The organism is Rheinheimera soli, from assembly GCF_021290985.1.
GTDB classification, from domain to species: domain Bacteria; phylum Pseudomonadota; class Gammaproteobacteria; order Enterobacterales; family Alteromonadaceae; genus Pararheinheimera; species Pararheinheimera soli.
In genome coordinates this window covers 17169-40005 of sequence record NZ_JAJOYU010000006.1, presented here as the reverse complement: position 1 = coordinate 40005, position 22837 = coordinate 17169, and the positions used below count along the sequence as shown (strand labels likewise).

The 22837-nt window shown below is 46.4% G+C and carries 21 protein-coding genes and 2 tRNA genes; 8 read left to right on the top strand and 15 right to left on the bottom strand.

Going from position 1 to position 22837, the window contains the following annotated elements; translation table 11 throughout:
* Positions 1-31: 31 nt before the first annotated feature.
* From mrdA to LSG37_RS06025, 8 genes are all read left to right on the top strand, one after another.
* Positions 32-1906: a penicillin-binding protein 2 gene (gene mrdA / locus LSG37_RS06065; protein ID WP_233079026.1), complete on the top strand. Its 1875-nt coding sequence runs from the start codon at positions 32-34 to the stop codon at positions 1904-1906.
* A 97-nt stretch (positions 1907-2003) separates the two neighbouring features.
* The gene (gene rodA / locus LSG37_RS06060) at positions 2004-3119 is read left to right on the top strand and encodes a rod shape-determining protein RodA (protein WP_233079025.1); all 1116 of its coding nucleotides are present in this window, start codon (positions 2004-2006) and stop codon (positions 3117-3119) included.
* A gap of 9 nt (positions 3120-3128) precedes the next feature.
* Positions 3129-4109 carry a septal ring lytic transglycosylase RlpA family protein gene (locus tag LSG37_RS21190; protein ID WP_269836492.1) on the top strand — a complete coding sequence of 327 codons (981 nt, stop codon included), beginning with the start codon at positions 3129-3131 and terminating at the stop codon, positions 4107-4109.
* A 57-nt stretch (positions 4110-4166) separates the two neighbouring features.
* Entirely contained in the window at positions 4167-5339 is a 1173-nt protein-coding gene (locus tag LSG37_RS06045; RefSeq protein WP_233079024.1) for a D-alanyl-D-alanine carboxypeptidase family protein, read from the top strand.
* 89 nt (positions 5340-5428) lie between these two features.
* Positions 5429-5710: a DUF493 family protein YbeD gene (gene ybeD / locus LSG37_RS06040; protein ID WP_008900370.1), complete on the top strand. Its 282-nt coding sequence runs from the start codon at positions 5429-5431 to the stop codon at positions 5708-5710.
* Between the two features lie 70 nt (positions 5711-5780).
* Complete coding sequence (gene lipB, locus LSG37_RS06035; RefSeq protein ID WP_366515547.1) at positions 5781-6434, top strand: lipoyl(octanoyl) transferase LipB; 654 nt, start codon at positions 5781-5783, stop codon at positions 6432-6434.
* 1 nt (position 6435) lies between these two features.
* Entirely contained in the window at positions 6436-7404 is a 969-nt protein-coding gene (gene lipA / locus LSG37_RS06030) for a lipoyl synthase (protein WP_346015675.1), read from the top strand.
* A gap of 98 nt (positions 7405-7502) precedes the next feature.
* On the top strand, positions 7503-7856 hold the full coding sequence (locus tag LSG37_RS06025) for a PilZ domain-containing protein (protein WP_233079023.1): 354 nt from the start codon (positions 7503-7505) through the stop codon (positions 7854-7856).
* On the opposite strand, the gene LSG37_RS06020 is transcribed toward LSG37_RS06025, so the two are convergent.
* The 15 genes from LSG37_RS06020 to folP form a co-directional block, all read right to left on the bottom strand.
* Complete coding sequence (locus tag LSG37_RS06020) at positions 7837-9069, bottom strand: hypothetical protein (RefSeq protein WP_233079022.1); 1233 nt, start codon at positions 9067-9069, stop codon at positions 7837-7839. The genes LSG37_RS06025 and LSG37_RS06020 overlap by 20 nt on opposite strands.
* The gene (gene nlpI, locus LSG37_RS06015) at positions 9062-9982 is read right to left on the bottom strand and encodes a lipoprotein NlpI (RefSeq protein ID WP_233079021.1); all 921 of its coding nucleotides are present in this window, start codon (positions 9980-9982) and stop codon (positions 9062-9064) included. The genes LSG37_RS06020 and nlpI overlap by 8 nt, the downstream gene beginning before the upstream one ends.
* Positions 9963-12095, bottom strand: coding sequence for a polyribonucleotide nucleotidyltransferase (pnp, locus tag LSG37_RS06010; protein ID WP_233079020.1), 2133 nt, complete (start codon positions 12093-12095; stop codon positions 9963-9965). The genes nlpI and pnp overlap by 20 nt, the downstream gene beginning before the upstream one ends.
* Positions 12096-12341: 246 nt before the next feature.
* On the bottom strand, positions 12342-12611 hold the full coding sequence (gene rpsO / locus LSG37_RS06005; protein WP_008900377.1) for a 30S ribosomal protein S15: 270 nt from the start codon (positions 12609-12611) through the stop codon (positions 12342-12344).
* Positions 12612-12711: 100 nt separating this feature from the next.
* A complete protein-coding gene (truB, locus tag LSG37_RS06000) occupies positions 12712-13653 on the bottom strand; it encodes a tRNA pseudouridine(55) synthase TruB (RefSeq protein ID WP_233079019.1) in 942 nt (313 codons plus the stop codon).
* Positions 13653-14081 (bottom strand): 30S ribosome-binding factor RbfA, encoded by a 429-nt coding sequence (gene rbfA, locus LSG37_RS05995; RefSeq protein ID WP_233079018.1) that lies wholly within the window; start codon positions 14079-14081, stop codon positions 13653-13655. Before rbfA ends, truB begins: the two co-directional genes overlap by 1 nt.
* 93 nt (positions 14082-14174) lie before the next feature.
* Entirely contained in the window at positions 14175-16856 is a 2682-nt protein-coding gene (infB, locus tag LSG37_RS05990) for a translation initiation factor IF-2 (RefSeq protein WP_233079017.1), read from the bottom strand.
* Positions 16857-16882: 26 nt separating this feature from the next.
* Positions 16883-18379, bottom strand: a complete 1497-nt coding sequence (nusA, locus tag LSG37_RS05985) for a transcription termination factor NusA (protein ID WP_233079016.1) — start codon at positions 18377-18379, stop codon at positions 16883-16885.
* A gap of 28 nt (positions 18380-18407) precedes the next feature.
* Positions 18408-18863: a ribosome maturation factor RimP gene (gene rimP / locus LSG37_RS05980; protein WP_233079015.1), complete on the bottom strand. Its 456-nt coding sequence runs from the start codon at positions 18861-18863 to the stop codon at positions 18408-18410.
* A 261-nt stretch (positions 18864-19124) separates the two neighbouring features.
* Positions 19125-19201, bottom strand: a tRNA-Met gene (locus tag LSG37_RS05975).
* Between the two features lie 84 nt (positions 19202-19285).
* Positions 19286-19370: transfer RNA gene (locus tag LSG37_RS05970), tRNA-Leu, on the bottom strand.
* Positions 19371-19389: 19 nt separating this feature from the next.
* Positions 19390-19728 (bottom strand): preprotein translocase subunit SecG, encoded by a 339-nt coding sequence (gene secG / locus LSG37_RS05965; protein WP_233079014.1) that lies wholly within the window; start codon positions 19726-19728, stop codon positions 19390-19392.
* Complete coding sequence (tpiA, locus tag LSG37_RS05960) at positions 19728-20474, bottom strand: triose-phosphate isomerase (RefSeq protein ID WP_233079013.1); 747 nt, start codon at positions 20472-20474, stop codon at positions 19728-19730. The genes secG and tpiA overlap by 1 nt, the downstream gene beginning before the upstream one ends.
* 83 nt (positions 20475-20557) lie before the next feature.
* Positions 20558-21892, bottom strand: a complete 1335-nt coding sequence (glmM, locus tag LSG37_RS05955) for a phosphoglucosamine mutase (RefSeq protein WP_233079012.1) — start codon at positions 21890-21892, stop codon at positions 20558-20560.
* Positions 21885-22727 (bottom strand): dihydropteroate synthase, encoded by an 843-nt coding sequence (gene folP, locus LSG37_RS05950; protein WP_233079011.1) that lies wholly within the window; start codon positions 22725-22727, stop codon positions 21885-21887. Before folP ends, glmM begins: the two co-directional genes overlap by 8 nt.
* Positions 22728-22837: the final 110 nt, after the last annotated feature.

Below are 22837 nucleotides of genomic sequence, written 5' to 3'. Positions count from 1 at the left end.
ATCCTCTCTTTGCATACAACCGCGAATAACCATGATAAAAAAACGCCCCTCTATTCAGGACCCAGCAGCCGAAAGCCAGATGTTTAATCAAAGGGCTTTGTTTGGTTTTGCTGTCGTCATGATTTGTTTTTTTGTGGTGGTGTTTAACCAATACAAGTTACAGGTCGTGATGCACGACCATTATGTGACTCGTGCCGATGGTAACCGTATCAAACTTATTCCACAGCCACCGAACAGGGGGCTGATTTATGATCGAAATGGTATTTTGTTGGCGGAAAACCGCCCTATTCACTCGGTAGAACTTATTCCTGAGCAAGTGAAAAACATTCCGGAAACTCTGGCTGAAATCGCAAAACTGATTGAAATCACACCAGAGCGTCAGCAAGAGTTTTTAAAAGAAGTGAAATACCACAGACGCTTTGTCAGCATCGCCGTGAAAGAGCACCTGACAGAACAGGAAGTCGCCATTATTGCGGTCAATCAGCACCGGCTGGAAGGTGTAACATTAGAAGCCCGCTTAACCCGGCACTACCCTTACGGTGAACTTTTTACTCACGCTATAGGGTACATCGGCAAAATTAACGCCAAAGAACTGGAGAAACTGGAAGAAAATGGCGTCACTGCCAATTATGCTGCCAGCCGGGATATAGGCAAAATTGGTCTGGAACGTTTTTACGAAAGCCAGCTGCATGGTCAGGTCGGGTTTCAACAAGTAGAAGTAAATAACAGAGGCCGGGTGATCCGTATTCTGGACTCTAAACCTGCGACTTCTGGTGATGATTTGATCCTGTCCATTGATATGCATCTGCAACAAAAAGCTAAAGAACTGCTGGGTGAAAACCGTGGCGCTATAGTGGCTATGGATCCCCGCGATGGCGCTGTTATCGCCTTTTACAGCAACCCCAGCTACGACCCGAATTTATTTGTGCATGGTATCAGCGGCAAAAACTACCGCGAATTGCTGGAATCTCCTGATCGTCCTTTGGTGAACCGGGTCACTCAGGGTGTGTATCCGCCAGCCTCAACCATCAAACCTCATATGGCTATATTGGGCTTGGAGAATGGTACTGTGACAGAACAAACCCGCATCGCCGATCCGGGTTTTTATAAGCTGCCTAATTACAGCCGGCCTTATCGCGACCACATCAGATGGGGTCATGGCTGGGTGGATGTATACACAGCCATCACCAAAAGTTGTGATACCTATTTTTATGATTTAGCCGTTAAACTTGGCATAGACAAAATTTCTGATTATATGAAGAAGTTTGGTTTTGGCTCCCGCACTGGCATAGACGTGATGGAAGAAAGTGCAGGCCTGATGCCCTCTAAAGAGTGGAAAAGAGCCAGACATAAACAAAGCTGGTTTCCTGGTGATACTGTCTCTTTGGGTATAGGCCAAAGTTACTGGAGCGTGACCCCGATGCAATTGGCATTGTCTACTGCAATACTGCTGAACGATGGTTTAAAACCTACGCCGCATATGGGCCGTTATTTCCGTAATCAAAGCAAAGATACCAATCTTATTGCCCCGCTGGAGCGCGTTATAGAGGTCAAAGACCCCAACAACTGGCATATTTCAAAAGAGGCCATGCGTCAAACTCTGATGGTACAAGGCGGCACCGGCTTTAACGCCTTTAAAGGCATCAGTTATAGCGCTGGCGGCAAAACAGGCACAGCGCAGGTTATTAATATGGCAGCAAACCAAAAGTATGATGCCAATGCGATTAAAGAAGTGCATCGGGACAACGCTATGTTTATTGGCTACGCACCAGCAGAGAACCCGACCATTTCTTTAACTGTGACTGTTGAAAACGCTGGTGGTGGTGGTTCAAATGCTGCACCCATAGCCCGTAAAATGATGGATTATTACTTTACACGCCAAAGTGCGGCAGGAGCTCAGCCATGATGTTGCTGCACTGCCCCAGCGATAAAGAGCTGCTGGCAAAACCAGATCCTGATCAAGCTATCTATTTTACCCGTCAAGATGTAACAGGAGCCCAGCCATGAATGTGCTGAAAGACCCAAGCCATAAAGGGCTGCTGGCAAAACTGCACTTAGATGGCCCTTTATTAGCCGGTTTATTACTCTTGTGTGTTACAGGGTTATTTGTGCTCTACAGTGCCAGTGGCCAACACTGGGATATGATGGCGGCGCACAGTACAAGATTAGTTATTGCTTTTGGTGCTATGTTGTTTTTGGCTCAGGTAAAACCTCAAACCTTTAGCTTCTGGGCTGTGCCGTTATTTTTGGCGGGTACAGCTATGCTGGTGATGGTGTTGGCTTTTGGTCATATAGGTAAGGGCGCACAACGCTGGCTGGATTTAGGCTTTATGAAGTTTCAACCCTCTGAAGTGATGAAACTTGCCGTGCCCATGGCAGTCGCCTGGTATGTATCCTCTCACCCTTTACCGCTGAAATTCCGGCACTTGATTGTCGGTTTTATTATGTGCGCTATTCCCACTGTACTTATTCAGCAACAGCCAGATTTAGGCACATCCATTCTGATTTTTGTAGCTGGCGTTTTCGTACTGTTTTTAGGCGGTATGAGCTGGAGAATAATCACAGCAATAGCCATGATTATTCCGGTAGCGTCTTACACCATGTGGTTGTTTTTTATGCACGACTATCAGAAGCGACGGGTACTGACCTTTTTAAATCCTGAAAGCGATCCTTTAGGTTCTGGCTATCATATTATTCAATCCAAAATTGCTATAGGTTCAGGTGGCTTTGAAGGCAAAGGCTGGATGCATGGCACTCAGTCTCAACTTGAGTTTTTACCAGAGCGTCATACCGACTTTATATTTTCTGTATTCAGCGAAGAGCTTGGCATGCTAGGTGTACTGTTTCTGTTGGTCTTGTATGCCTTTATCATTGCCCGCGGTTTGATTATCGCAAGTCGTGCTCAGGACAATTTCAGTAAGCTGCTGGCAGGCAGCATTACCCTGACATTTTTTGTCTACGTATTCGTTAACATTGGTATGGTGTCAGGATTATTACCTGTAGTGGGTGTGCCTTTGCCTTTGATTAGCTACGGCGGGACATCCATGGTTACACTGATGGCAGGTTTTGGTATTCTAATGTCAATCAGCACCCATAAACGACTTTTAGCTCAGCAGTAGAAAGAATCAATGATTAAAAAAATAACTATCGTATGCTGTACTCTGATCTTGGCTTCCTGCTCACAAACGCCGGCACCAAAATCAGCCAAAACCGGCTCAACCCCAACCTGGGAAGAACCTAATAAAGGCCGTTATTCACAAGCCACTGACAGCCATCCGGATCGTCTTCCAACCTTATTGGAAATGACAGATCCTGAACCCAGGGCTGAAGCCTTAAGCCGTGGTGGTAACAAACCCTATAACATTTATGGCGTGGATTATTCTCCCCGTACTGATCTGATGGAATACAAGGAAACAGGCATAGCTTCCTGGTACGGCCATAAATTTCATGGTCACCTGACATCCAACGGTGAAGTTTATAATGTGTTTGCCATGTCGGCAGCACACAAAACTCTGCCATTACCTTCTTATGTGCGAGTGACCAACCTCGACAATGGTAAGTCAGCCATAGTGCGGGTAAACGACAGAGGACCTTTCCATCAGGACAGAGTGATCGACCTGTCTTATTCAGCGGCTTATAAAATTGGCATGATGGGTAAAGGCACAGCACGGGTTCAGGTCGAACTGCTGGCCTCTCCAGCTATGACCAACCAGGAAAGTTATGCCATGGGATTAGGCAACAGAGGCAACAGGTTTGAAGAAACTACTATCGCCTCTAACCCTGCCGGCCCAAGACCTGGCAGCGTTGCCGCACCTTCAGCGCCAGTTGCGGCCCCAGTGATAGCGACAACAGCACCAGTTGCCGGGTCTAAGGTCACAGGCTGTTTTATTCAACTGGTTGCCAGCAGCAATAAAGAGAAACTGCAAAAGTTAGGTTCGGATTTACAGCAACAATGGTCTGTATCTACACAAATTAACGAAGGCAATGGAATTTTCCGTTTACTGGCGGGTCCAATGCCATCAGCGGCTGAAGCGAACAGCTGGCTGGAACGTTTTAAAAGTGCTGATTACCCATCGGCTTATATTACAGATAAAAAAAGCTGTGGTTAAAACCACGGTTGATTTTCTTTAAAAAAGAATTCAGTTCAACAACATAAGAAAGGTCTCATGAATACGTACTCCAGAATTTTTATTGCTTGCTCCTTTGGTGTTGCCAGTTTTTTAGCAGCCGGACAAACAGCCCCTCTTACAGCGTCACAAATGACGCCGCAACCTCCTGAAGTAAACGCCAAAGGTTATATCCTGATGGATTACCATACGGGAGCTGTATTGGCCGAAGGCAATGCAGATGGGTTATTGGCACCAGCCAGCCTGACCAAAATGATGACTAGCTACATTATTGGTACAGAAATTAAAAACGGTACTATCAAACCATCAGATCCTGTCACTATCACCGAAAACGCCTGGGCTAAACAGTATTCAGACTCGTCCAAAATGTTTATCGAAGTAGGCGAAACCATCAGCGTTGAAGAATTAAACCGCGGCATTATTATCCAATCGGGCAACGATGCTTGTGTCGCTATGGCCGAACATATAGCAGGCACTGAAGGCGCCTTTGTTGAATTAATGAATGCCCATGCGGTGCGCTTAGGCATGGACAATAGTACCTTTACCAATAGCCATGGTTTGCCAGATGAAAATCAGCGCACTACAGCACGTGATATGGCCAAACTGTCGATCGCTTTAATTCGTGACACGCCGGAAGAATACAAAATTTACGCTGAAAAAGAATATGTATTTAACGGCATTAAACAATACAACCGTAACGGCTTATTGTGGGATAAAAGCCTGAACGTAGACGGTATCAAAACAGGCCACACCTCAGAGGCTGGTTATAGTCTGGTAACATCAGCCACTAAAGATGATATGCGACTGATCTCTGTCGTCATGGGCACAGACAGCGCCAAAATCCGTGAAGCAGAAAACAAAAAATTACTGACCTACGGCTTTCGCTTTTTTGAAACCTTTTCTCCTTATAAAGCAGGTGAAAAGTTTGCTGAACAACGGGTATGGCAAGGCACCAAAGAAATCATCACTTTAGGTGTACTGGCGGAAACCCCTATTACCCTGCAACGTAATCAACGTAAAGATTTAAAAGCCGACTTTAAATTGAATCAGGAACTGATAGCCCCCATATCCAAGGGTCAGGTACTAGGCACTGTTTATTTGAAATTAGGTGACAAAGACATCGCCGAATTTCCTTTAGTAGCGCTGGAAGATATTGAACAAGCGGGTTTATTCAGTCGCTTAGTAGATATGGTGAAAATGCGCTTTCAATAAAAAAGCGATAGCCCCTATCTAAATTAGTCCCGGCAAGTCCGGGACTTTTTGTTAAAATAGATCAAGATTATTTTTGTGAGCAGAACATCATGACAATTGAAGTAAAAGACACCCGCTTTGATGAATTTTTAGAGTTTCCATGCTCGGTAAACTTTAAAGTACTGGGCGTTGCTGTGCCAGAGTTGGTTGATCATATAGTGGTTGTGCTGCAGGAACATGCCAAAGCCGACGACTACAATCCGCAAATTCGCCCTAGCAGCAAAGGCAGTTATCACTCTGTATCTGTGTCTGTAACTGTCACCAGCAAAGAACATATGGAACTGCTGTACACAGAACTTGGCCGTTTAGAACTGGTCAGGTATGTGATCTGACGAGTGACACTGCCCTTTTTGCTGGCAGAGCAGGTATAATGCGGCACTTTCAACTGAACCGGAGTTCGTTGTGGTTGACTCTCAAGGCTTAGTGATACGGAATTTAGGGCGCCAGCCTTATGTTCAGGTATGGCAGGCCATGCAAAAATACACAGATGAGCGGACTGAACGGAGTCCGGACGAGCTGTGGTTTGTTGAACATGACCCGGTATTTACTCAGGGTCAGGCCGGTAAAGCAGAACATCTGCTGATGCCAGGTGATATTCCCGTGGTACAAGTGGACAGAGGCGGTCAGGTGACTTATCACGGCCCTGGCCAGTTGGTTGCTTATGTATTGCTGGATATCAAAAGACGTAAACTGGGCGTACGCGAGTTGGTGACCTTGATTGAACAGGTGATCATTCAAGCTTTGGCCCCTTATGGTATTGAAGCTTATGCCAAAGCCGATGCGCCCGGCGTGTATGTGCAGGAACAAAAAGTCGCTTCGCTTGGATTGCGGGTTAGAAAAGGCTGTACCTTTCATGGTTTGGCTTTAAACGTAAATATGGATTTGTCGCCTTTTTCCAGGATCAACCCATGTGGTTATGCTGGCATGCAAATGATCCAAACCAAAGATATTGCAGGTCCACAATCTGTGGATGAAGCCAAACAGGCGCTGCAGTCACAATTTGTTGCCCAGTTGGCGGTTAGTCAGACTGAACACAAAACAGGGTTAAGTGAGTAATATGACCATCAAAACAGCTCGTATGGAACCAGGCGTTAAGTTACGTGATGCCGATAAAATGGCCCTGATCCCAATCAAAGTGTTGCCCACCGAACGTGACGAAATGTTACGTAAACCTGATTGGTTAAAAATCAAATTACCACGCAGCACAGACCGCATTGAACAAATCAAAGGCGCTATGCGTAAACATGGTTTGCACTCGGTCTGTGAAGAGGCCTCTTGCCCTAACCTGTCAGAATGCTTTAACCACGGCACAGCAACTTTTATGATTTTAGGTGCCATCTGCACCAGACGTTGCCCTTTCTGTGATGTAGCCCATGGCCGCCCTTTGCCTCCAAGCGCAGAAGAGCCGGAAAAACTGGCGTTAACCATCAAAGATATGGCGCTGAAATACGTCGTGATCACTTCGGTAGACCGTGATGACTTACGTGATGGCGGTGCTCAGCATTTTGCTGACTGTATCAGTTCTATTCGTCGTGAAAGCCCGGCTATTAAAATTGAAGTACTGGTACCGGATTTCCGTGGCCGTATGGATGCAGCGCTGGACATTCTGACGCAAACACCACCAGACGTATTCAACCACAACCTGGAAACAGCGCCACGCTTATACAAACTGGCGCGTCCGGGCGCTGACTATAAATGGTCACTGGAACTGCTACGACGCTACAAAGAAGCTCATCCTGAAGTGTCTACCAAGTCAGGCCTGATGGTGGGTTTAGGTGAAACCACAGAAGAGATCATCGAAGTAATGCGGGACTTACGTCTTCATAATGTTGATATGCTGACTGTCGGCCAATATCTGCAGCCAAGCAAACACCATTTACCGGTCAAACGCTACGTATCTCCTGATGAGTTTGACGAAATAAAACGTATTGGTTATGAGTTAGGCTTTAAACATGTTGCCTCAGGCCCCTTCGTCAGATCGAGTTATCACGCCGATCGCCAGGCGGCAGGTGAAGAAGTCAGCTAATAACTAAGTGACTGTGCAGGCAGTTAAATTTAGCTGCCTTTGCTGTCTTTTCATGCCGGAAACAACTATGCTCAACGCAGTGAATGAAAGGATTTGGTATGGACAACAGACGTTTTAGCCGGGTGTTATTTTCCGGTCCGGTACAACTGAAAAATGCTGACGCTGTATACACAGGTCAATTGCAGGATTTGTCGCTTAAAGGTGCTTTGTTGCAGTTAGATGCAGCAACGGTATTACAAGCAGGCCAACACTTTCAGCTGCAGTTTCAACTGAATGAATCCGGTGTGGATTTATTTATGGATGTCACAGTAGCTCATTTGAATGGCTCCTGCGTGGGTTTACGCTGCGATAAAATTGATATCGACTCTGCCAGTCATTTACGCCGCCTGCTGGAGCTGAATTTAGGGGATGCCGATTTATTAAGCCGCGAGCTTACGGAGCTGTCGGAATAGCTGAAGCCTCTTGTAACGAGTGCAGAGCATCCGGATAACCTTGTTTAGCAGCCTGATCCATCAATAAGCGCCAATGGTACCAATCCTGTTCTTGCCTGGCTAAATAGGCATAAAAATACTGTACCGGCATAATCAACTCTGGCTTTGCCAATACCTTTTGCATTAACTTAATGTATAAATCTGGTACCTGAGCCTCGTGCGAGCGCATAAAGCTTAAATTGCTTACAGGGGCGTAAGCCTGCACACCGGCATTATCACAACTCTCCACTGGCTGTAACTGAACATCGGTCTTTTCTAATTGCCAATGCTGCAGATAGATATCCAACTGGGTTTTATCAGTCAGTAAGTTAGGCCGGATTTTATCGCTGCGACATTCAGTTTGCGCCACTTCTGTACTTAAACTGTATTCATCCATAAAACCCAGAATATGCGCAAACTCGTGCCGGAATACCTCAAAAGAACTGCTTTCAGCCAGTTGCACTATGCCATTGTTGTAATTGGCTGTACCTTCACCTGCAACCACCAGTAGCTGACTAAATCCGCCCTTAGCCACATCAGGTGTTAATACCTGATACTGACACTGAATACGTTGTCCTGACTGATAACTGCACTGCAAGTCAGTACTGTTTATACGTTTTTCAGGTAAAAAGCAGACAGCTAGAGAGGAAAGCTGAGGGTCCTGTTGCCACTGTTGTTGTAACAGCTGCAATTGACGGCTACCGGCTTTGGACTGCACTACAGGTTGTAAAGTCAGGCGACAAGAGGAATTGGAGCTCGACGCAAGGTTAGCTGGGCTCTGCGCATAATGCCAGAGGCCATAATTAGCGGCTAAATCAGCCTCTGCTGCGTTTACAGTCTGTTGTTGCTGTAGACGGTGCTCAAGATAGCTGGCGGTCGCTAAAAAGCCATCCTGGCGCTGTTTTAATGCGAGTAAAGCTGCCAGTTCATTGCTCAGCCCTGCATCCAGCGCTTTTTGATACCAGTTAAGTGCAGCAGGAAAGTCGCCCTGCTGTTGACGTTTTTTCGCCAGTAGTAAGGCGGCAGCACCATGACCTTGCTGTGCTTTATCCATCAGCTGCTGTTCAGGCAAATGCTCAAGCGCAGGTTCGCAGCCGGCTAGACTGTAAAGCGACAACATAACCAAAGCGGTTTTTAAATGAAAAAAGCCAGAAAACCGGCCTTTTTTATTTAATAGCTTCTGTCTGTTATTCAACAGGAATCGCACTGGCATCTAAACCACGCAGTCGGTTCATTTCTATGCGGGCATAACGGTGTTCAACAAACTCATACACATTAGTCGCCAGTACTTTTTTATAGTAATCCAGCGCTTTGCTTGGGTTTTGTTGCTGATGCCATTTAGCCAGATAGAAATAGACTTCGCATAAACGTTCAGCCAGTTGTTGTTGATCCGAATTCAGAGTAGCGGCAGCGTCCAGTAACTCTTGTTCTGAGATTTTACCCAGATAAAAAGCAACTATCTTGCTGGCCCAATGGTCTGGATCTAATTTAGTCTGATTTAAAGCTAAACGCGCCTGAGCTTCAGGTACGGATAAATTAGCGTCAGCAAAATACAACCACAACGAACGGTACGGATCTTCAGGTTTCGCCTGATGAAACTGTTCAAAGTCGCCTACAGCCAAAGCAGTTTTACTGTCGTACAGCAGCGCTATACCCCGGTTTAAATAGGCATAATCGTAATCCGGTGCCAGTTCTAACGCAGCATCAAAAGACTCATAAGCTTCGGTGTAGTTGCCCACTAAGGTATGGTGAATACCAATAAAGTTATAGGCATCCGCCATATCAGGCTGTAAACGCAAGGCACGCAGAAAGTCAAAACGAGCCAATGAACGCAAACCGACACTGTCGTACATCACACCACGGTCATAAAATAACCGGGCACGTTGTTCATCGGTGGTTTCGGCTTTAGTCAGCAGCTCAGAAATTCGCGCTATGGCAATTTCAGTGCGATAAGAGACAGCGACTGGTTCTGGTTCCAGCGGATTTTCTACCAGTACAGCAGCAACTTCAGCAGAAGGTTTCTGGGCGCAAGCGCCCAGAGCCAGCAGTGCTGCAAGCAGCACTGCACTTTTGGTCAGGTCAGAGACCTTACTGAGCTTCAACAGCATCGGCAGACTCAACAGCTGCAGGCTTACCTGAAGCTTCTTTAATGCTTAAACGCACACGACCCTGCTTGTCCACTTCCATTACTTTTACAGCCACTTTCTGACCTATGACTAAATGGTCAGCCACATTGCTCACGCGCTCATCAGAGATTTGTGAAATGTGAACTAAACCGTCTTTGCCTGGCAGAACGTTAACGAAAGCACCGAAGTCAACAATACGTACTACTTCACCCTGATACACTGCACCTACTTCGATTTCAGCTGTGATAGCTTCGATACGGTTGATAGCAATGTTGGCAGCTTGCGAGTTAGTCGCAGCAATTTTCACTGTACCGTCATCTTCGATTTCGATCGTAGTACCAGATTCTTCAGTGATCTGACGGATCACAGCACCACCTTTACCAATCACGTCACGGATTTTTTCCGGGTTGATTTTTAAAGTGTAGATACGTGGAGCATGTTCAGACAGCTCTTCACGGTGCGTGCTGATTGCCTGGTCCATCACGTTCAGAATGTGAATACGGGCTGCTTTAGCTTGTTTCAGAGCGATCTGCATGATCTCGCGAGTGATACCTTCGATTTTGATATCCATCTGCAGTGCAGTGATACCTTCAGTGGTACCAGCCACTTTAAAGTCCATGTCACCTAAGTGATCTTCATCACCTAAAATGTCAGAAAGAACAACGAAGTCGTTACCTTCTTTGACCAGACCCATAGCGATACCAGCTACTGACGCTTTGATTGGTACACCAGCATCCATCAGAGCTAATGAAGAACCACACACAGAAGCCATAGAGCTTGAGCCGTTTGATTCAGTGATTTCAGAAACCATACGTACTGTGTACGGGAAGTCATTGAAATCTGGCATTACAGCAGCTACACCACGTTTCGCTAAACGGCCGTGACCGATTTCGCGACGTTTTGGTGAACCGACCATACCTGTCTCACCCACTGAGTACGGAGGAAAGTTGTAGTGGAACAGGAAGTTGTCAGTTTTTTCGCTCAGTAAGTCATCTACTGTTTGCGCATCACGGGCAGTACCTAAAGTACAAGTGACTAACGCCTGAGTTTCACCACGAGTGAACAGAGCTGAACCGTGTGTACGTGGTAATAAACCAGTCATTACACTTAAAGCACGGATCATTTCGTTGTCACGACCATCAATACGTGGTTCGCCTTTGATGATACGGCTACGAACGATTTGGCTTTCCAGGTTGTGGAAAATTTCGTTCGCTTCAGTTTCGTTAAAGCCTTCGCCTTCCGCTAATTCAGCTTTGATTTTTGCGAACACTTCGGCTTTGATAGCGCCAATAGCTTCGTAACGTTTTGCTTTTTCAGTGATACGGTAAGCTTCTCCAACAGGTGCTGTTGCCAGTTCAGCAATTTTGCTGGTCACTGTCGCGTTTTTCACCGGAGCAACCCAGTTCCATACTGGTTTAGCAGCTTCAGCCGCAAATTCATTGATAGCGTTGATCACAGTTTGCATTTGGTCGTGACCAAATACCACTGCACCTAACATCACTTCTTCTGACAATACGCCAGCTTCAGATTCAACCATCAATACAGCGTTTGCAGTACCTGCAACCACTAAATCCAGTTTGCTGTCTTTTAATTCAGTTTCTGACGGGTTTAATACGTACTGGCTGTTTACATAACCAACACGGGCCGCGCCTAATGGACCACTGAACGGGATACCAGAGATAGCCAATGCAGCAGAAGTTGCGATGATAGAGATAATGTCCGGCTGAATTTCAGGTTGTACTGAAACTACAGTGGCAATAACCTGAACTTCGTTGGTGAAGCCTTCAGGGAATAATGGACGGATTGGACGGTCGATTAAACGTGAAGTTAAAGTCTCGCCTTCTGACGGACGGCCTTCACGCTTGAAGAAACCACCAGGGATGCGGCCTGCCGCATAAGTTTTTTCCTGATAGTTCACAGTCAGAGGGAAAAAGTCCTGACCTGGTTTTGGTTGTTTTTTAGCGACCACTGTGACTAACACAGAGGTATCACCCATGCTTGCAAGTACAGCCGCGTCAGCTTGACGGGCGATAACGCCGGTTTCCAGAGTGATAGTGTGTTGGCCAAACTGGAATGATTTTACGATGGGGTTCACTGATTATTTCCTTTCTATTTTTCGCGTTTTTTCGCGGAGTCTTTTGGTCTGTTTTTCGCGGCACAGTATAGCCTGTTACAAGGCTGAAAAGATAGCTGGCACCAGAGTCGCAGGGTATAAAATTTAAGCATGTCCGGGCGGTAAGAACATCATGAAGGCATTAAGTTGCATTGGTATGAATTTTTCTGTGCGATAGGATAAAAAAAAGCCAGTCGAGGACTGGCTTTTTCAGGCATAAGGTGCGAATTAACGACGCAGACCTAAACGCTCGATCAGAGTAGCGTAACGCTGACCGTCTTTGCCTTTTAAGTAATCTAATAACTTACGACGTTGGCTAACCATACGTAACAGGCCACGGCGTGAGTGGTGGTCGTGCTTGTGGTCAGCAAAGTGCGGTTGTAACTTAGCAATAGTTGCAGTTAATAAAGCAACTTGTACTTCTGGTGAACCGGTATCGCCTTGTTTAACAGCGAAATCTGCTAAGATTTGCGCTTTTTCAGCTGTAGTTAGTGACATAGAGCCTCCAATAGAGAGATATGTTGTGCCGGCCACTAATCCAGCAACAACGAAAATGAGCGCGCATTCTATGCGCTTTGTGTTGAACTGACAAGTAAAATCATAAGACTGGTGTTTGCCACACGCTGGTATTCAGTAAACGTCTTACTGACAATATGCCGACATCTAACGAAGCCACACCAATAAACCGCTGTTCTGGGCCATAGAGCTTAATAGCATCTGCGGATTCTTTGCCTAAATCAGCCAGTTCAGATTCAGTTAGCAACACAGTTTGACCATGCACCAAACGCTTTTGCTGTGCTTCAGTGAGCTTGAGCTCTGGCAAGCCGGTTAAGGCTAAATCCATTGGCAGCAATAAAGCGTCTAAGCCAGCCCAATCCTGCTTTTCATTAAAAGGCACCAACTGTTCCTGCGTCAGCATTTGCGCAGCATCAAAAGGCCCGACATGAATACGGCGCAAGGCGCTGACATAAGCTCCGGAGCCTAAAGTCTCACCTAAATCGTCGATTAAAGTACGGATATAAGTGCCTTTGCTGCAATGCACCAGGAAGCTGGCATATTCGCCGTCAAACTGCTGCAGTTCAAAGCGGAATATAGTAATAGGCCGAGCTTCACGTGGTACTTCAATACCCTGACGGGCATATTTGTACAGCGGCTGTCCCTGATACTTTAAAGCCGAAAACATAGTTGGAATTTGCATCTGTGGGCCACGGAACTGCTGCATCATTTGCTCAAGCATGGCTTGATCAAAAGTCACTGGCTTACGGCTGATGATTTCACCTGCCGCATCGCTGGTGTCAGTACGCAAACCAAAATGCGCTGTCACCAGATAAGTTTTGTCTGTGTCTAATAAGAACTGACAAAACTTAGTGGCTTCACCAAAACAAATCGGCAATAAACCACTGGCCAGTGGATCTAAAGCACCGGTGTGACCAGCTTTTTCCGCCTGATACAACCAACGCACGCGCTGTAAAATACCATTGCTGGAAATTTCTAACGGCTTATCAAGTAACAGAATGCCGTGGACAGCACGACGCGCCATTACTCGTCCTCGTCCTGGTCGACCTTAGGTTTACGGTCTGGTTCCTGGCCTGCGTCAATACGACGTTTCTCATCTTCACGGCGCACCTGTTCAACCAGATTGGCCATATGAATGCCCTGATCCAAAGACTGATCAAAGTAGAAACGTATAGTTGGCACAATGCGGGCCTGAATACGTTTGGCGATCAAGCTGCGGACATAACCACAAGCGTCGTTTAAAATATCCAGGTTTGCTTTTACCTTGTCAGCTTCTAAGCCTAAAAAAGTAACAAAAATTTTGGCGTGTGATAAGTCACGCGACACGTCCACATCAGACACTGTAATCATGTTGTGTAAACGTGGGTCTTTGATTTCACGTTGTAAAATCACTGCGATTTCCTGCTGCATTTGCTGCGACAGACGGTCTACCCGGGTAAATTCTTTAGCCATAACTCTTTCCAACACATTTGAGCAGAAAGAAACAGGGGCCTACGTAAGCCCCTGCTGATCTCTGTATCTATAATCTAAAAGCGCAGATGCTGGTTATAAAGTACGTTCAACCTGAACGACTTCAAACACTTCAATCTGGTCACCTTCACGCACGTCGTTGTAGTTCTTCACGCCGATACCACACTCGAAGCCGTTGCGTACTTCGGATACATCGTCTTTAACACGACGCAAGGACTCCAGTTCACCTTCGTAAATTACTACGTTGTCACGCAGTACACGAATGGGTGCGTTACGTTTAATAACACCTTCGGTCACCATACAACCAGCGATAGCACCAAACTTCGGTGAGCGGAACACAGCACGAACCTGAGCCAGACCAATGATCTGCTGTTTAAACTCAGGCGCTAACATACCTGTCATCGCTGCACGTACTTCGTCTAACAGTTCATAAATGATGCTGTAGTAACGTAAGTCCAGGTTCTCGTCTTCGATGATCTTACGGGCAGTACCTTCAGCACGCACGTTGAAACCGATAACGATAGCTGAAGAAGCTGCGGCTAAAGTCGCGTCAGTTTCAGTAATACCACCCACACCACTACCGATGATTTTGATTTTCACTTCATCAGTCGACAGTCGGCTCAGTGATTCACTGATCGCTTCCACAGAACCTTGTACGTCTGCTTTCAGAACTATGTTCAGTTCTGACACATCACCTTCGGACAGGTTCGCAAACATGTTCTCCAGCTTAGATTTCTGCTGACGCGCCAGTTTGACGTCACGGAATTTACCTTGACGATACAAAGCTACTTCACGGGCTTTACGCTCGTCTTTCACTACAGTCACTTCATCACCAGCCTGAGGCACACCGGACAGACCTAAGATCTCAACCGGAATGGATGGGCCAGCAACTTTGATTTCTTTACCGTTTTCATCGCGCATTGCACGAACACGGCCGTATTCGAAACCACAAAGTACGATTTCGCCTTGTTGCAGTGTGCCTTCCTGTACCAGGATGGAAGCAACAGGACCACGACCTTTATCCAGACGGGATTCAATCACCACACCACGGGCCAGACCTTTTCTTACTGCTTTTAATTCAAGCAGTTCAGCCTGGTTCAGAATGGCTTCCAGCAGGTCGTCGATACCCATACCGGTTTTTGCAGAGATAGGCACGAACTGAGTATCACCGCCCCACTCTTCAGAAATAACACCAAACTGAGATAATTCGTTACGAACACGATCCGGATCTGCATCCGGTTTATCCATCTTGTTGACAGCAACAACCAGAGGCACACCAGCAGCTTTCGCGTGCTGAATAGCTTCTTTGGTTTGTGGCATTACGCCATCGTCTGCTGCAACCACCAGGATAACGATATCTGTGGCTTTAGCACCACGGGCACGCATTGAAGTAAAAGCAGCGTGGCCAGGTGTATCAAGGAAAGTCACCATACCGCGTTCTGTTTCTACATGGTAAGCACCGATATGCTGAGTAATACCACCGGCTTCGCCAGCTGCAACTTTTGCTTTACGGATATAATCCAGTGTAGAGGTTTTACCGTGGTCAACGTGACCCATAACGGTAACAACCGGAGCACGAGGCTCTAACTCGCCTTCACCTTGACGGTCAGACATTACAGCTTCTTCCAGCTCGTTTTCTTTGGTCAGAGTGAACTTGTGGCCCATCTCTTCACAAACGATAGCTGCAGTTTCCTGATCAATGACCTGGTTAATGGTTGCCATAGCACCCATTTTCATCATGACCTTGATCACTTCAGAAGCTTTAACGGCCATCTTCGAAGCTAATTCAGCCACTGTGATGGTTTCGCCAATTTTGACTTCACGTTCTACCGGCTGAGCTGGTTTGTTAAAACCATGCTGCATGCTGACAGGCGTTTTCTTTTTCTTGTGACGATTAGCGCGATTAAACGCATCTTTATCATCAGCATCATCTTTTTTCTTTGCTTTGCCAGCAGGAGCTTTTTTCGTCGTACGACGGCCACCACGTTCTTCACGGGCGTCCACTTCGTCTTCAGCCGCTTTAGCGTAGACGTTGCTGGTTAAGTGATAATCAGCGTCTTCTGCTGCTGGTTTAGTCTCTTCTTTAGCCCAACGTTCCGCATTTTCTTCAGCTAAACGACGTGCAGCTTCAGCTTGTTGTAAAGCTTCGGCTTCCAGCTTACGTAACTGCTCAGCTTCTTGTTGTGCTTTAATGCGCTCAGCTTCAGCCTTAGCTTCTTCTTTCGCTGCACGACGAGCCGCTTCTTCCGGATCATCTTTCATTAACTGAGCATGTTTTGCTTCGTCACGTTTTTTCTGTTCAGCAGCTTTGCGGTCAGCTTCTTCTTTCGCTTTACGGTTGGCTTCTTCTTTTACTTTTTGCTCAGCAGCTAAACGCTCATGTTCACGTTTCGCAGCTTCTGCTGCTTGTTCTGCGGCAATACGCTCTTCTTCAGCCAGCTTTGCAGCTTCTTCGCCAGAAGGACGTTTAACGAAAGTCTTTTGCTTGCGCACTTCAACCTGAATCTCACGGTTGCGACCAGCACCACCGGCCACACTCAGGGTGGTTTTTTCTTTACGTACTAACGTCAGTTTGGACGGTTCAGCGGACTGACCGCCGTGGGCACGGCTTAAGTGATCCAGAAGAGTTTTTTTCTCTTCTTCATTGACCATTTGGCCGACTTGTTTTGTTATGCCTGCATCCGCAAACTGTTGGATTATACGATCAACAGTCGTATTGACGTCACTGGCCAGTTTTTCTATGGTTACATCTGCCATGTCAGTTTTTACCTCCGTTGACCCACTTATTTGTCTTCACTGAACCAAACAATATTACGGGCAGCCATAATCAGCTCTGCCGCTTTTTCTTCAGTCATTTTTTCGATTTCAATCAAATCATCTACCCCAAGCTCTGCCAGATCATCAAGAGTGATGATGCCTTTGCTGGCCAACACATAAGCTGTGTGGGTACCAACACCTGGCAGATTAACTAATGCTTCACTAGGCGCTGAGCCTTCCAGTGATTCTTCGTTGGCCAGAGCACGTGTAGTTAACACCGCTTTAGCACGTTTACGTAACTCTTCTACTGTATCTTCGTCTAAACCATCAACAGACAACAGTTCGCTGACCGGCACATAGGCGATTTCTTCTAAGGTTGAGAAACCTTCGTCTACTAACACACCGGCAAAATCTTCATCGATTTCAAGGGCAGTCATAAACAATTCCAACACCTTGGCATTTTCTTCCTGGTGTTTGGTTTTCATCGCAGAAACCGTCATCACGTTTAATTCCCAGCCAGTTAATTGGCTAGCTAAACGAACGTTCTGACCAGCACGACCAATGGCCATCGCCAGGTTGCTGTCTTCTACTGCGATGTCCATAGAGTGTTTGTCTTCATCAACGATGATGGAAGCCACTTCTGCCGGAGACATAGCGTTAATCACAAACTGAGCCGGGTTGTCATCGTATAAAACGATGTCAACACGCTCACCTGTTAATTCGCTTGATACGGCCTGTACACGTGAACCACGCATACCGACACAAGCACCCACAGGGTCAATACGACGATCGTTGGTTTTCACTGCAATTTTAGCGCGTGAACCCGGATCGCGTGCAGCACCACGGATTTCAATCATCTCTTCGCCGATTTCAGGCACTTCGATACGGAATAATTCGATCAGCATTTCGGGACGGGTACGGCTTAAAAACAGCTGAGCACCACGGGCTTCTGGTTTTACTTCGAACAATAAAGTACGGATACGATCGCCTGGACGGAAGGTCTCACGTGGCAACATTTCTTCTTTAGCTAACATAGCTTCTGCATTGTTACCTAAGTCGACAATGATGCTATCGCGGTTTACTTTTTTCACCACGCCAGTGACTAACTCACCGACCTGGTCCACATAAGCTTCAACTACTTGTGAACGTTCTGCTTCACGTACTTTTTGTACTATGACCTGTTTCGCCATTTGGGTAGTGATACGGTCAAAGGTAATAGAGTCGATTTGCTCTTCAACATAATCGCCCACTTGTAAGTGAGGTTCGTCGTATTGAGCCGCAGACAAGGTAATTTCACGGTACGGATGCTCTTGTACCTGATCATCCGGAATAACCATCCAGCGACGGAAAGTTTCATAAGAACCGGTTTTACGATCAATAGTCACGCGGACTTCGATGTCGCCTTCGTTTTTCTTTTTAGTGGCGGCCGCTAACGCGTACTCTAACGCCTGGAAAATTTTCTCGCGCGGAACTGATTTTTCGTTCGAGACCGCGTCTACTACTAATAAAATTTCTTTAGCCATATTATTTTGCCTCGCTTCGACCCGTGTATCAGAACACAGGCACTACGTTCGCTTTATCTACGTTATCCATCAGCAAACGGTAGAGTTTGCCATCCACTTCCACTACTAACATATCGTCTTCGATTTGTGTCAGCAGGCCTTTAAATTTACGGCGTCCATCTTGAGGAATAGCCAATTTTACATCAATGATCTGACCAACAACTTTGGCAAAATGCTCTGGAGTAAAAAGAGGGCGGTCTAAACCAGGAGAGGACACTTCAAGGAAATATTCATTCGGGATAGGGTCTTCAACATCAAGTAACGCACTCACTTCACGGCTTACAGTGGCGCAGTGGTCCACAGTAATACCATCCTGATGGTCAATATAAACCCGCAGAATAGAGTGACGTCCAGCACGAACGAACTCTATGCCGACCAGCTCAAAGCCTGCGGCTTCTACTGTTGGCGTTAACAGCTCAGTTAACTGCTGTTCTTGTTTAGTCAAAGAGACCTCCAGAAATAAAAAAAGGGCATAGAGCCCAGAATAGTAGTACAACCTTGTCGCCAGATATAAAAACGCCCCGAAATCTCGGGGCGACTTTAGAGCTGACTGGACTTTGATATCGCCAATCAAAATCCTGAATTCTGTAGGCATCACAGTGAACTGTTTAACCTGGGCATAGCTTCTGCTTAACAAAAGCATCTTACGGTTACAATTTTTCTGTTTAATGAAACTTGCGAAGTTTTATTTATCAGTCAATTAAATTGGTTGCGGGAGCCGGATTTGAACCGACGACCTTCGGGTTATGAGCCCGACGAGCTACCAGGCTGCTCCATCCCGCGTCCGTAAGCGACGCACATTATATAGTCCTGGTCTGACTATCGCAAGCTTAGTTTCTTATACTTTGCTTGCCGTGCTTTGTATATTGGTGCCGAGAGCGGGACTTGAACCCGCACGCCCGAAGGCACTACCACCTCAAGGTAGCGTGTATACCAATTTCACCATCTCGGCTAAAAAATCAGAGGTGCGATCAGTTTCCTACGGGAATATCTGATGCTGGCTTTTTCTCTTCTACTGCGTCAGCTGCTTTAGTTTCGACTGGTATAGATAAATCCTGCCATTCGTCTACAGCTTTCACACGGTCTGCACTCAGGTTGCCCAGTAACAAACTCAAAGCGAAAAATAAAGTTGCCAGTACTGTAGTAGTACGAGTTAAAAAGTTACCTGTACCTGAAGATCCAAAAATGGTCGCTGAACCACCAGCACCAAATGAAGCGCCCATGTCTGCGCCTTTACCGTGTTGAATTAAAACCAACACAATCAGGGCCAATGCGACTAACAGATACAATACAATAAACAATTCGTACATTATGAATCCTTTGCCATTGCGCAAATCGCAGAAAAATCTGCCACTTTCAAACTGGCGCCACCAATAAGGGCACCGTCTATGTCAGCCTCTGCAAACAGGGCTTCACAATTGGCAGCAGTGACACTGCCACCATAAATAATTCTTAATACATCCGCTGCTTGAGCATCATACTGCGCCAAATGTTGGCGTATAAACTGATGCACTTGCTGAGCTTGCTGAGGTGTTGCTGTCCGACCTGTGCCTATGGCCCAAACCGGCTCGTAACTTACCACAGAATGTGCCAGTAAATAAGGCTGCGCAGCATACACCGCATCTAATTGCCGTGCAAGAACCTCTAAAGTTTTTTCTTCTTCTCTTTGCTGTAGAGTTTCACCAACACAAAGTATCGGAGTTAAACCTGCATCAACTGCTACTTTCACTTTTTGACTGATCAAAGTATCAAGCTCGCCATACAAAGCTCGGCGTTCAGAATGACCAATAATGACATGGGAAACGCCAGCTGCCAGTAGCATATCTGCTGAAATTTCACCGGTAAAGGCCCCACTCTGCTGTTCGCTCATATTCTGAGCACCCAACTTGTAGTTCTGATGTTTTGGAAAGTGAGTTAGAAGAATTACCGGTGGGCAGATCAAAATGTCAGGTAAGGGCTGTTTTAACATAGACAAGGCTTCTGACATCTGTTGAACCAGATCTGAGTTACCATTCATTTTCCAGTTAGCGACTACTAACGGCTTACGTTGTCTCATGTTGTTGCCTCTGTATTAAAACGGGCGAGATAGTAACTAACCTCACCCGTTCAAACAAGACTTGATGGCTAAATTAGCAATTTTTAGCTGGCGATCTTGACGGCATCGGCTATTTTTTGTGCGTATTGTTGTACTTCGTCTTGTATCCTTCCTTCTACCATTACACGAATTAATGGCTCAGTCCCGGATTTTCGGATCAAAACACGGCCCTGACCGTTTAAATCCTGCTCAACTTGCTGTATCACTTTCTTGACGTGCAAGTTCTCTAAAGGTGCTGTGCCTTTTTCAAACTTCACGTTCACCAGCACTTGTGGCATCTTGGTCATGCCCTGCGCCAAATCAGCCAGAGATAACTTTGCTTCCAGCATGGCCGTTAATACCTGAAGAGAGGCGATAATACCGTCCCCTGTGCCAGCGTGGTCTAAATTCAGTACATGACCAGAATTTTCACCGCCAATACGCCAGTTTTTCTGCGCCAGCATTTCAACTACATAACGGTCGCCGACGTTAGAGCGGGCAAATGGTATATTTAGTTCGGCTAAAGCCAGTTCTAATCCCATATTGCTCATCAGCGTGCCCACTACTCCGCCCTGCAGCTTATTCAGTTTTTGCGCATTGCGGGCAATGATATACACAATTTCATCGCCATCAATGACGCGGCCAGTATGATCCACCATCATTACGCGATCGCCGTCGCCGTCGTAGGCAATGCCTAAGTCTGCTCCGGTTTCAACCACTGTTTGTTGCAACAGATCGGTATGAGTGGCTCCACAGTGGTCGTTAATATTTAAACCATTGGGACTAACACCTATAGCCTGAACATCAGCGCCTAACTCACGGAATACGTTAGGAGCTATGTGATAAGTGGCACCATGGGCGCAATCCAATACTACTTTTAAACCATTGAGGGATAAATGATTTGGGATATGGCTTTTACAGAATTCGATATAACGACCAGCGGCGTCATCGATACGCATCGCCTTACCTAAACGCTCTGACGATTCACAAACCATAGGCTGTTCCATAGCTTCTTCTATCGCCAGCTCGACATCGTCAGGTAACTTGGTGCCGTCGGCAGAGAAAAACTTAATGCCGTTATCGTAATAAGGATTGTGCGATGCACTAATCACAATGCCAGCTTCAGCCCGGAAAGTTCGGGTCAGATAAGACACGGCAGGGGTTGGCATAGGGCCTAACAAACGCACATCTACACCAGCAGCTACCAATCCAGCTTCTAATGCAGTTTCTAATAAATATCCTGAAATACGGGTGTCTTTACCAATCAATACTTTTTTGGTACCACGCTGGGATAGCACCCGACCAGCGGCCCAACCTAACTTCATAGCAAATTCAGGCGTGATAGGGAACTCGCCTACTTTGCCACGCACACCATCAGTGCCGAAATACTTTCTAGACATGCTCTACTCCAAATAAGGTGGCTGAAGCAACAGCTACGGCCTGTACAGTTTCTTTAACATCGTGCACACGAATAATGCGGGCACCTTTGATGACAGCTATTGTGGCACAGGCCAAACTGCCTGCCAAACGATCATCCAATTGGACGTTCAATAACTGACCAATCATCGACTTACGCGACATTCCAACTAACAGAGGGTAATTTAACGCCAGTAACTCTGAAAGCTGACTTAACAGCTGATAGTTGTGCTGCAAACTTTTGCCAAAACCAAAACCCGGGTCGAGAATAATCTGGCTTTTGGGGATACCCGCAGCGATACATACTTCTGCCCTTTGTTTTAAAAAACCACAGACCTCTTTGACCACGTCCTGATACAGAGGGGAATGCTGCATAGTTCTGGGTTGCCCTTGCATATGCATCAGGCAAACCGGCACTTTGGCAGCAGCAGCCACTTCAATAGCACCTGGGTCTAACAAAGCTTTAATATCATTAATTAAATCAGCACCAGCAGCCACAGCTTCTTTCATCACCTGTGATTTGCAGGTATCGATAGAAATCACACAATCCAGTTCAGAGCGGATGGCTTCAATCACAGGCAAAACTCTGTCGAGTTCTTGTTGTAAAGGCACTTCTTGTGCGCCAGGCCGGGTCGACTCACCGCCAATATCCAAAATAGCAGCACCAGCAGCAAGCATGGCACGAGCTTGTGCAATAGCCGCGTCTTTACCAATAAAACGGCCACCATCCGAAAATGAGTCTGGCGTGATATTTAAAATCCCCATCACTTTTGGCCGGGATAAATCCAACTGACGCTGACGGGGCAACTGCAACAACATAAAAAGACTCCTTCATCCTGCACATCGTCGCAACAACGTTCCCGACAGTTGCGACATACCGTACATCCTGCACATAACACAAACCCCGGGAATTCCCGGGGTTTGTTTGA

What these genes read in the sequence shown, in the direction of transcription:
- mrdA (WP_233079026.1), top strand. Translation starts at nt 32, where the DNA reads ATGATAAAAAAACGCCCCTCTATTCAGGACCCAGCAGCCGAAAGCCAG.
- rodA (WP_233079025.1), top strand. Translation starts at nt 2,004, where the DNA reads ATGAATGTGCTGAAAGACCCAAGCCATAAAGGGCTGCTGGCAAAACTG.
- LSG37_RS21190 (WP_269836492.1), top strand. Translation starts at nt 3,129, where the DNA reads ATGATTAAAAAAATAACTATCGTATGCTGTACTCTGATCTTGGCTTCC.
- LSG37_RS06045 (WP_233079024.1), top strand. Translation starts at nt 4,167, where the DNA reads ATGAATACGTACTCCAGAATTTTTATTGCTTGCTCCTTTGGTGTTGCC.
- ybeD (WP_008900370.1), top strand. Translation starts at nt 5,429, where the DNA reads ATGACAATTGAAGTAAAAGACACCCGCTTTGATGAATTTTTAGAGTTT.
- lipA (WP_346015675.1), top strand. Translation starts at nt 6,436, where the DNA reads ATGACCATCAAAACAGCTCGTATGGAACCAGGCGTTAAGTTACGTGAT.
- LSG37_RS06025 (WP_233079023.1), top strand. Translation starts at nt 7,503, where the DNA reads ATGGACAACAGACGTTTTAGCCGGGTGTTATTTTCCGGTCCGGTACAA.
- nlpI (WP_233079021.1), bottom strand. Translation starts at nt 9,982, where the DNA reads ATGCTGTTGAAGCTCAGTAAGGTCTCTGACCTGACCAAAAGTGCAGTG.
- rpsO (WP_008900377.1), bottom strand. Translation starts at nt 12,611, where the DNA reads ATGTCACTAACTACAGCTGAAAAAGCGCAAATCTTAGCAGATTTCGCT.
- truB (WP_233079019.1), bottom strand. Translation starts at nt 13,653, where the DNA reads ATGGCGCGTCGTGCTGTCCACGGCATTCTGTTACTTGATAAGCCGTTA.
- rbfA (WP_233079018.1), bottom strand. Translation starts at nt 14,081, where the DNA reads ATGGCTAAAGAATTTACCCGGGTAGACCGTCTGTCGCAGCAAATGCAG.
- infB (WP_233079017.1), bottom strand. Translation starts at nt 16,856, where the DNA reads ATGGCAGATGTAACCATAGAAAAACTGGCCAGTGACGTCAATACGACT.
- nusA (WP_233079016.1), bottom strand. Translation starts at nt 18,379, where the DNA reads ATGGCTAAAGAAATTTTATTAGTAGTAGACGCGGTCTCGAACGAAAAA.
- secG (WP_233079014.1), bottom strand. Translation starts at nt 19,728, where the DNA reads ATGTACGAATTGTTTATTGTATTGTATCTGTTAGTCGCATTGGCCCTG.
- tpiA (WP_233079013.1), bottom strand. Translation starts at nt 20,474, where the DNA reads ATGAGACAACGTAAGCCGTTAGTAGTCGCTAACTGGAAAATGAATGGT.
- glmM (WP_233079012.1), bottom strand. Translation starts at nt 21,892, where the DNA reads ATGTCTAGAAAGTATTTCGGCACTGATGGTGTGCGTGGCAAAGTAGGC.
- folP (WP_233079011.1), bottom strand. Translation starts at nt 22,727, where the DNA reads ATGTTGTTGCAGTTGCCCCGTCAGCGTCAGTTGGATTTATCCCGGCCA.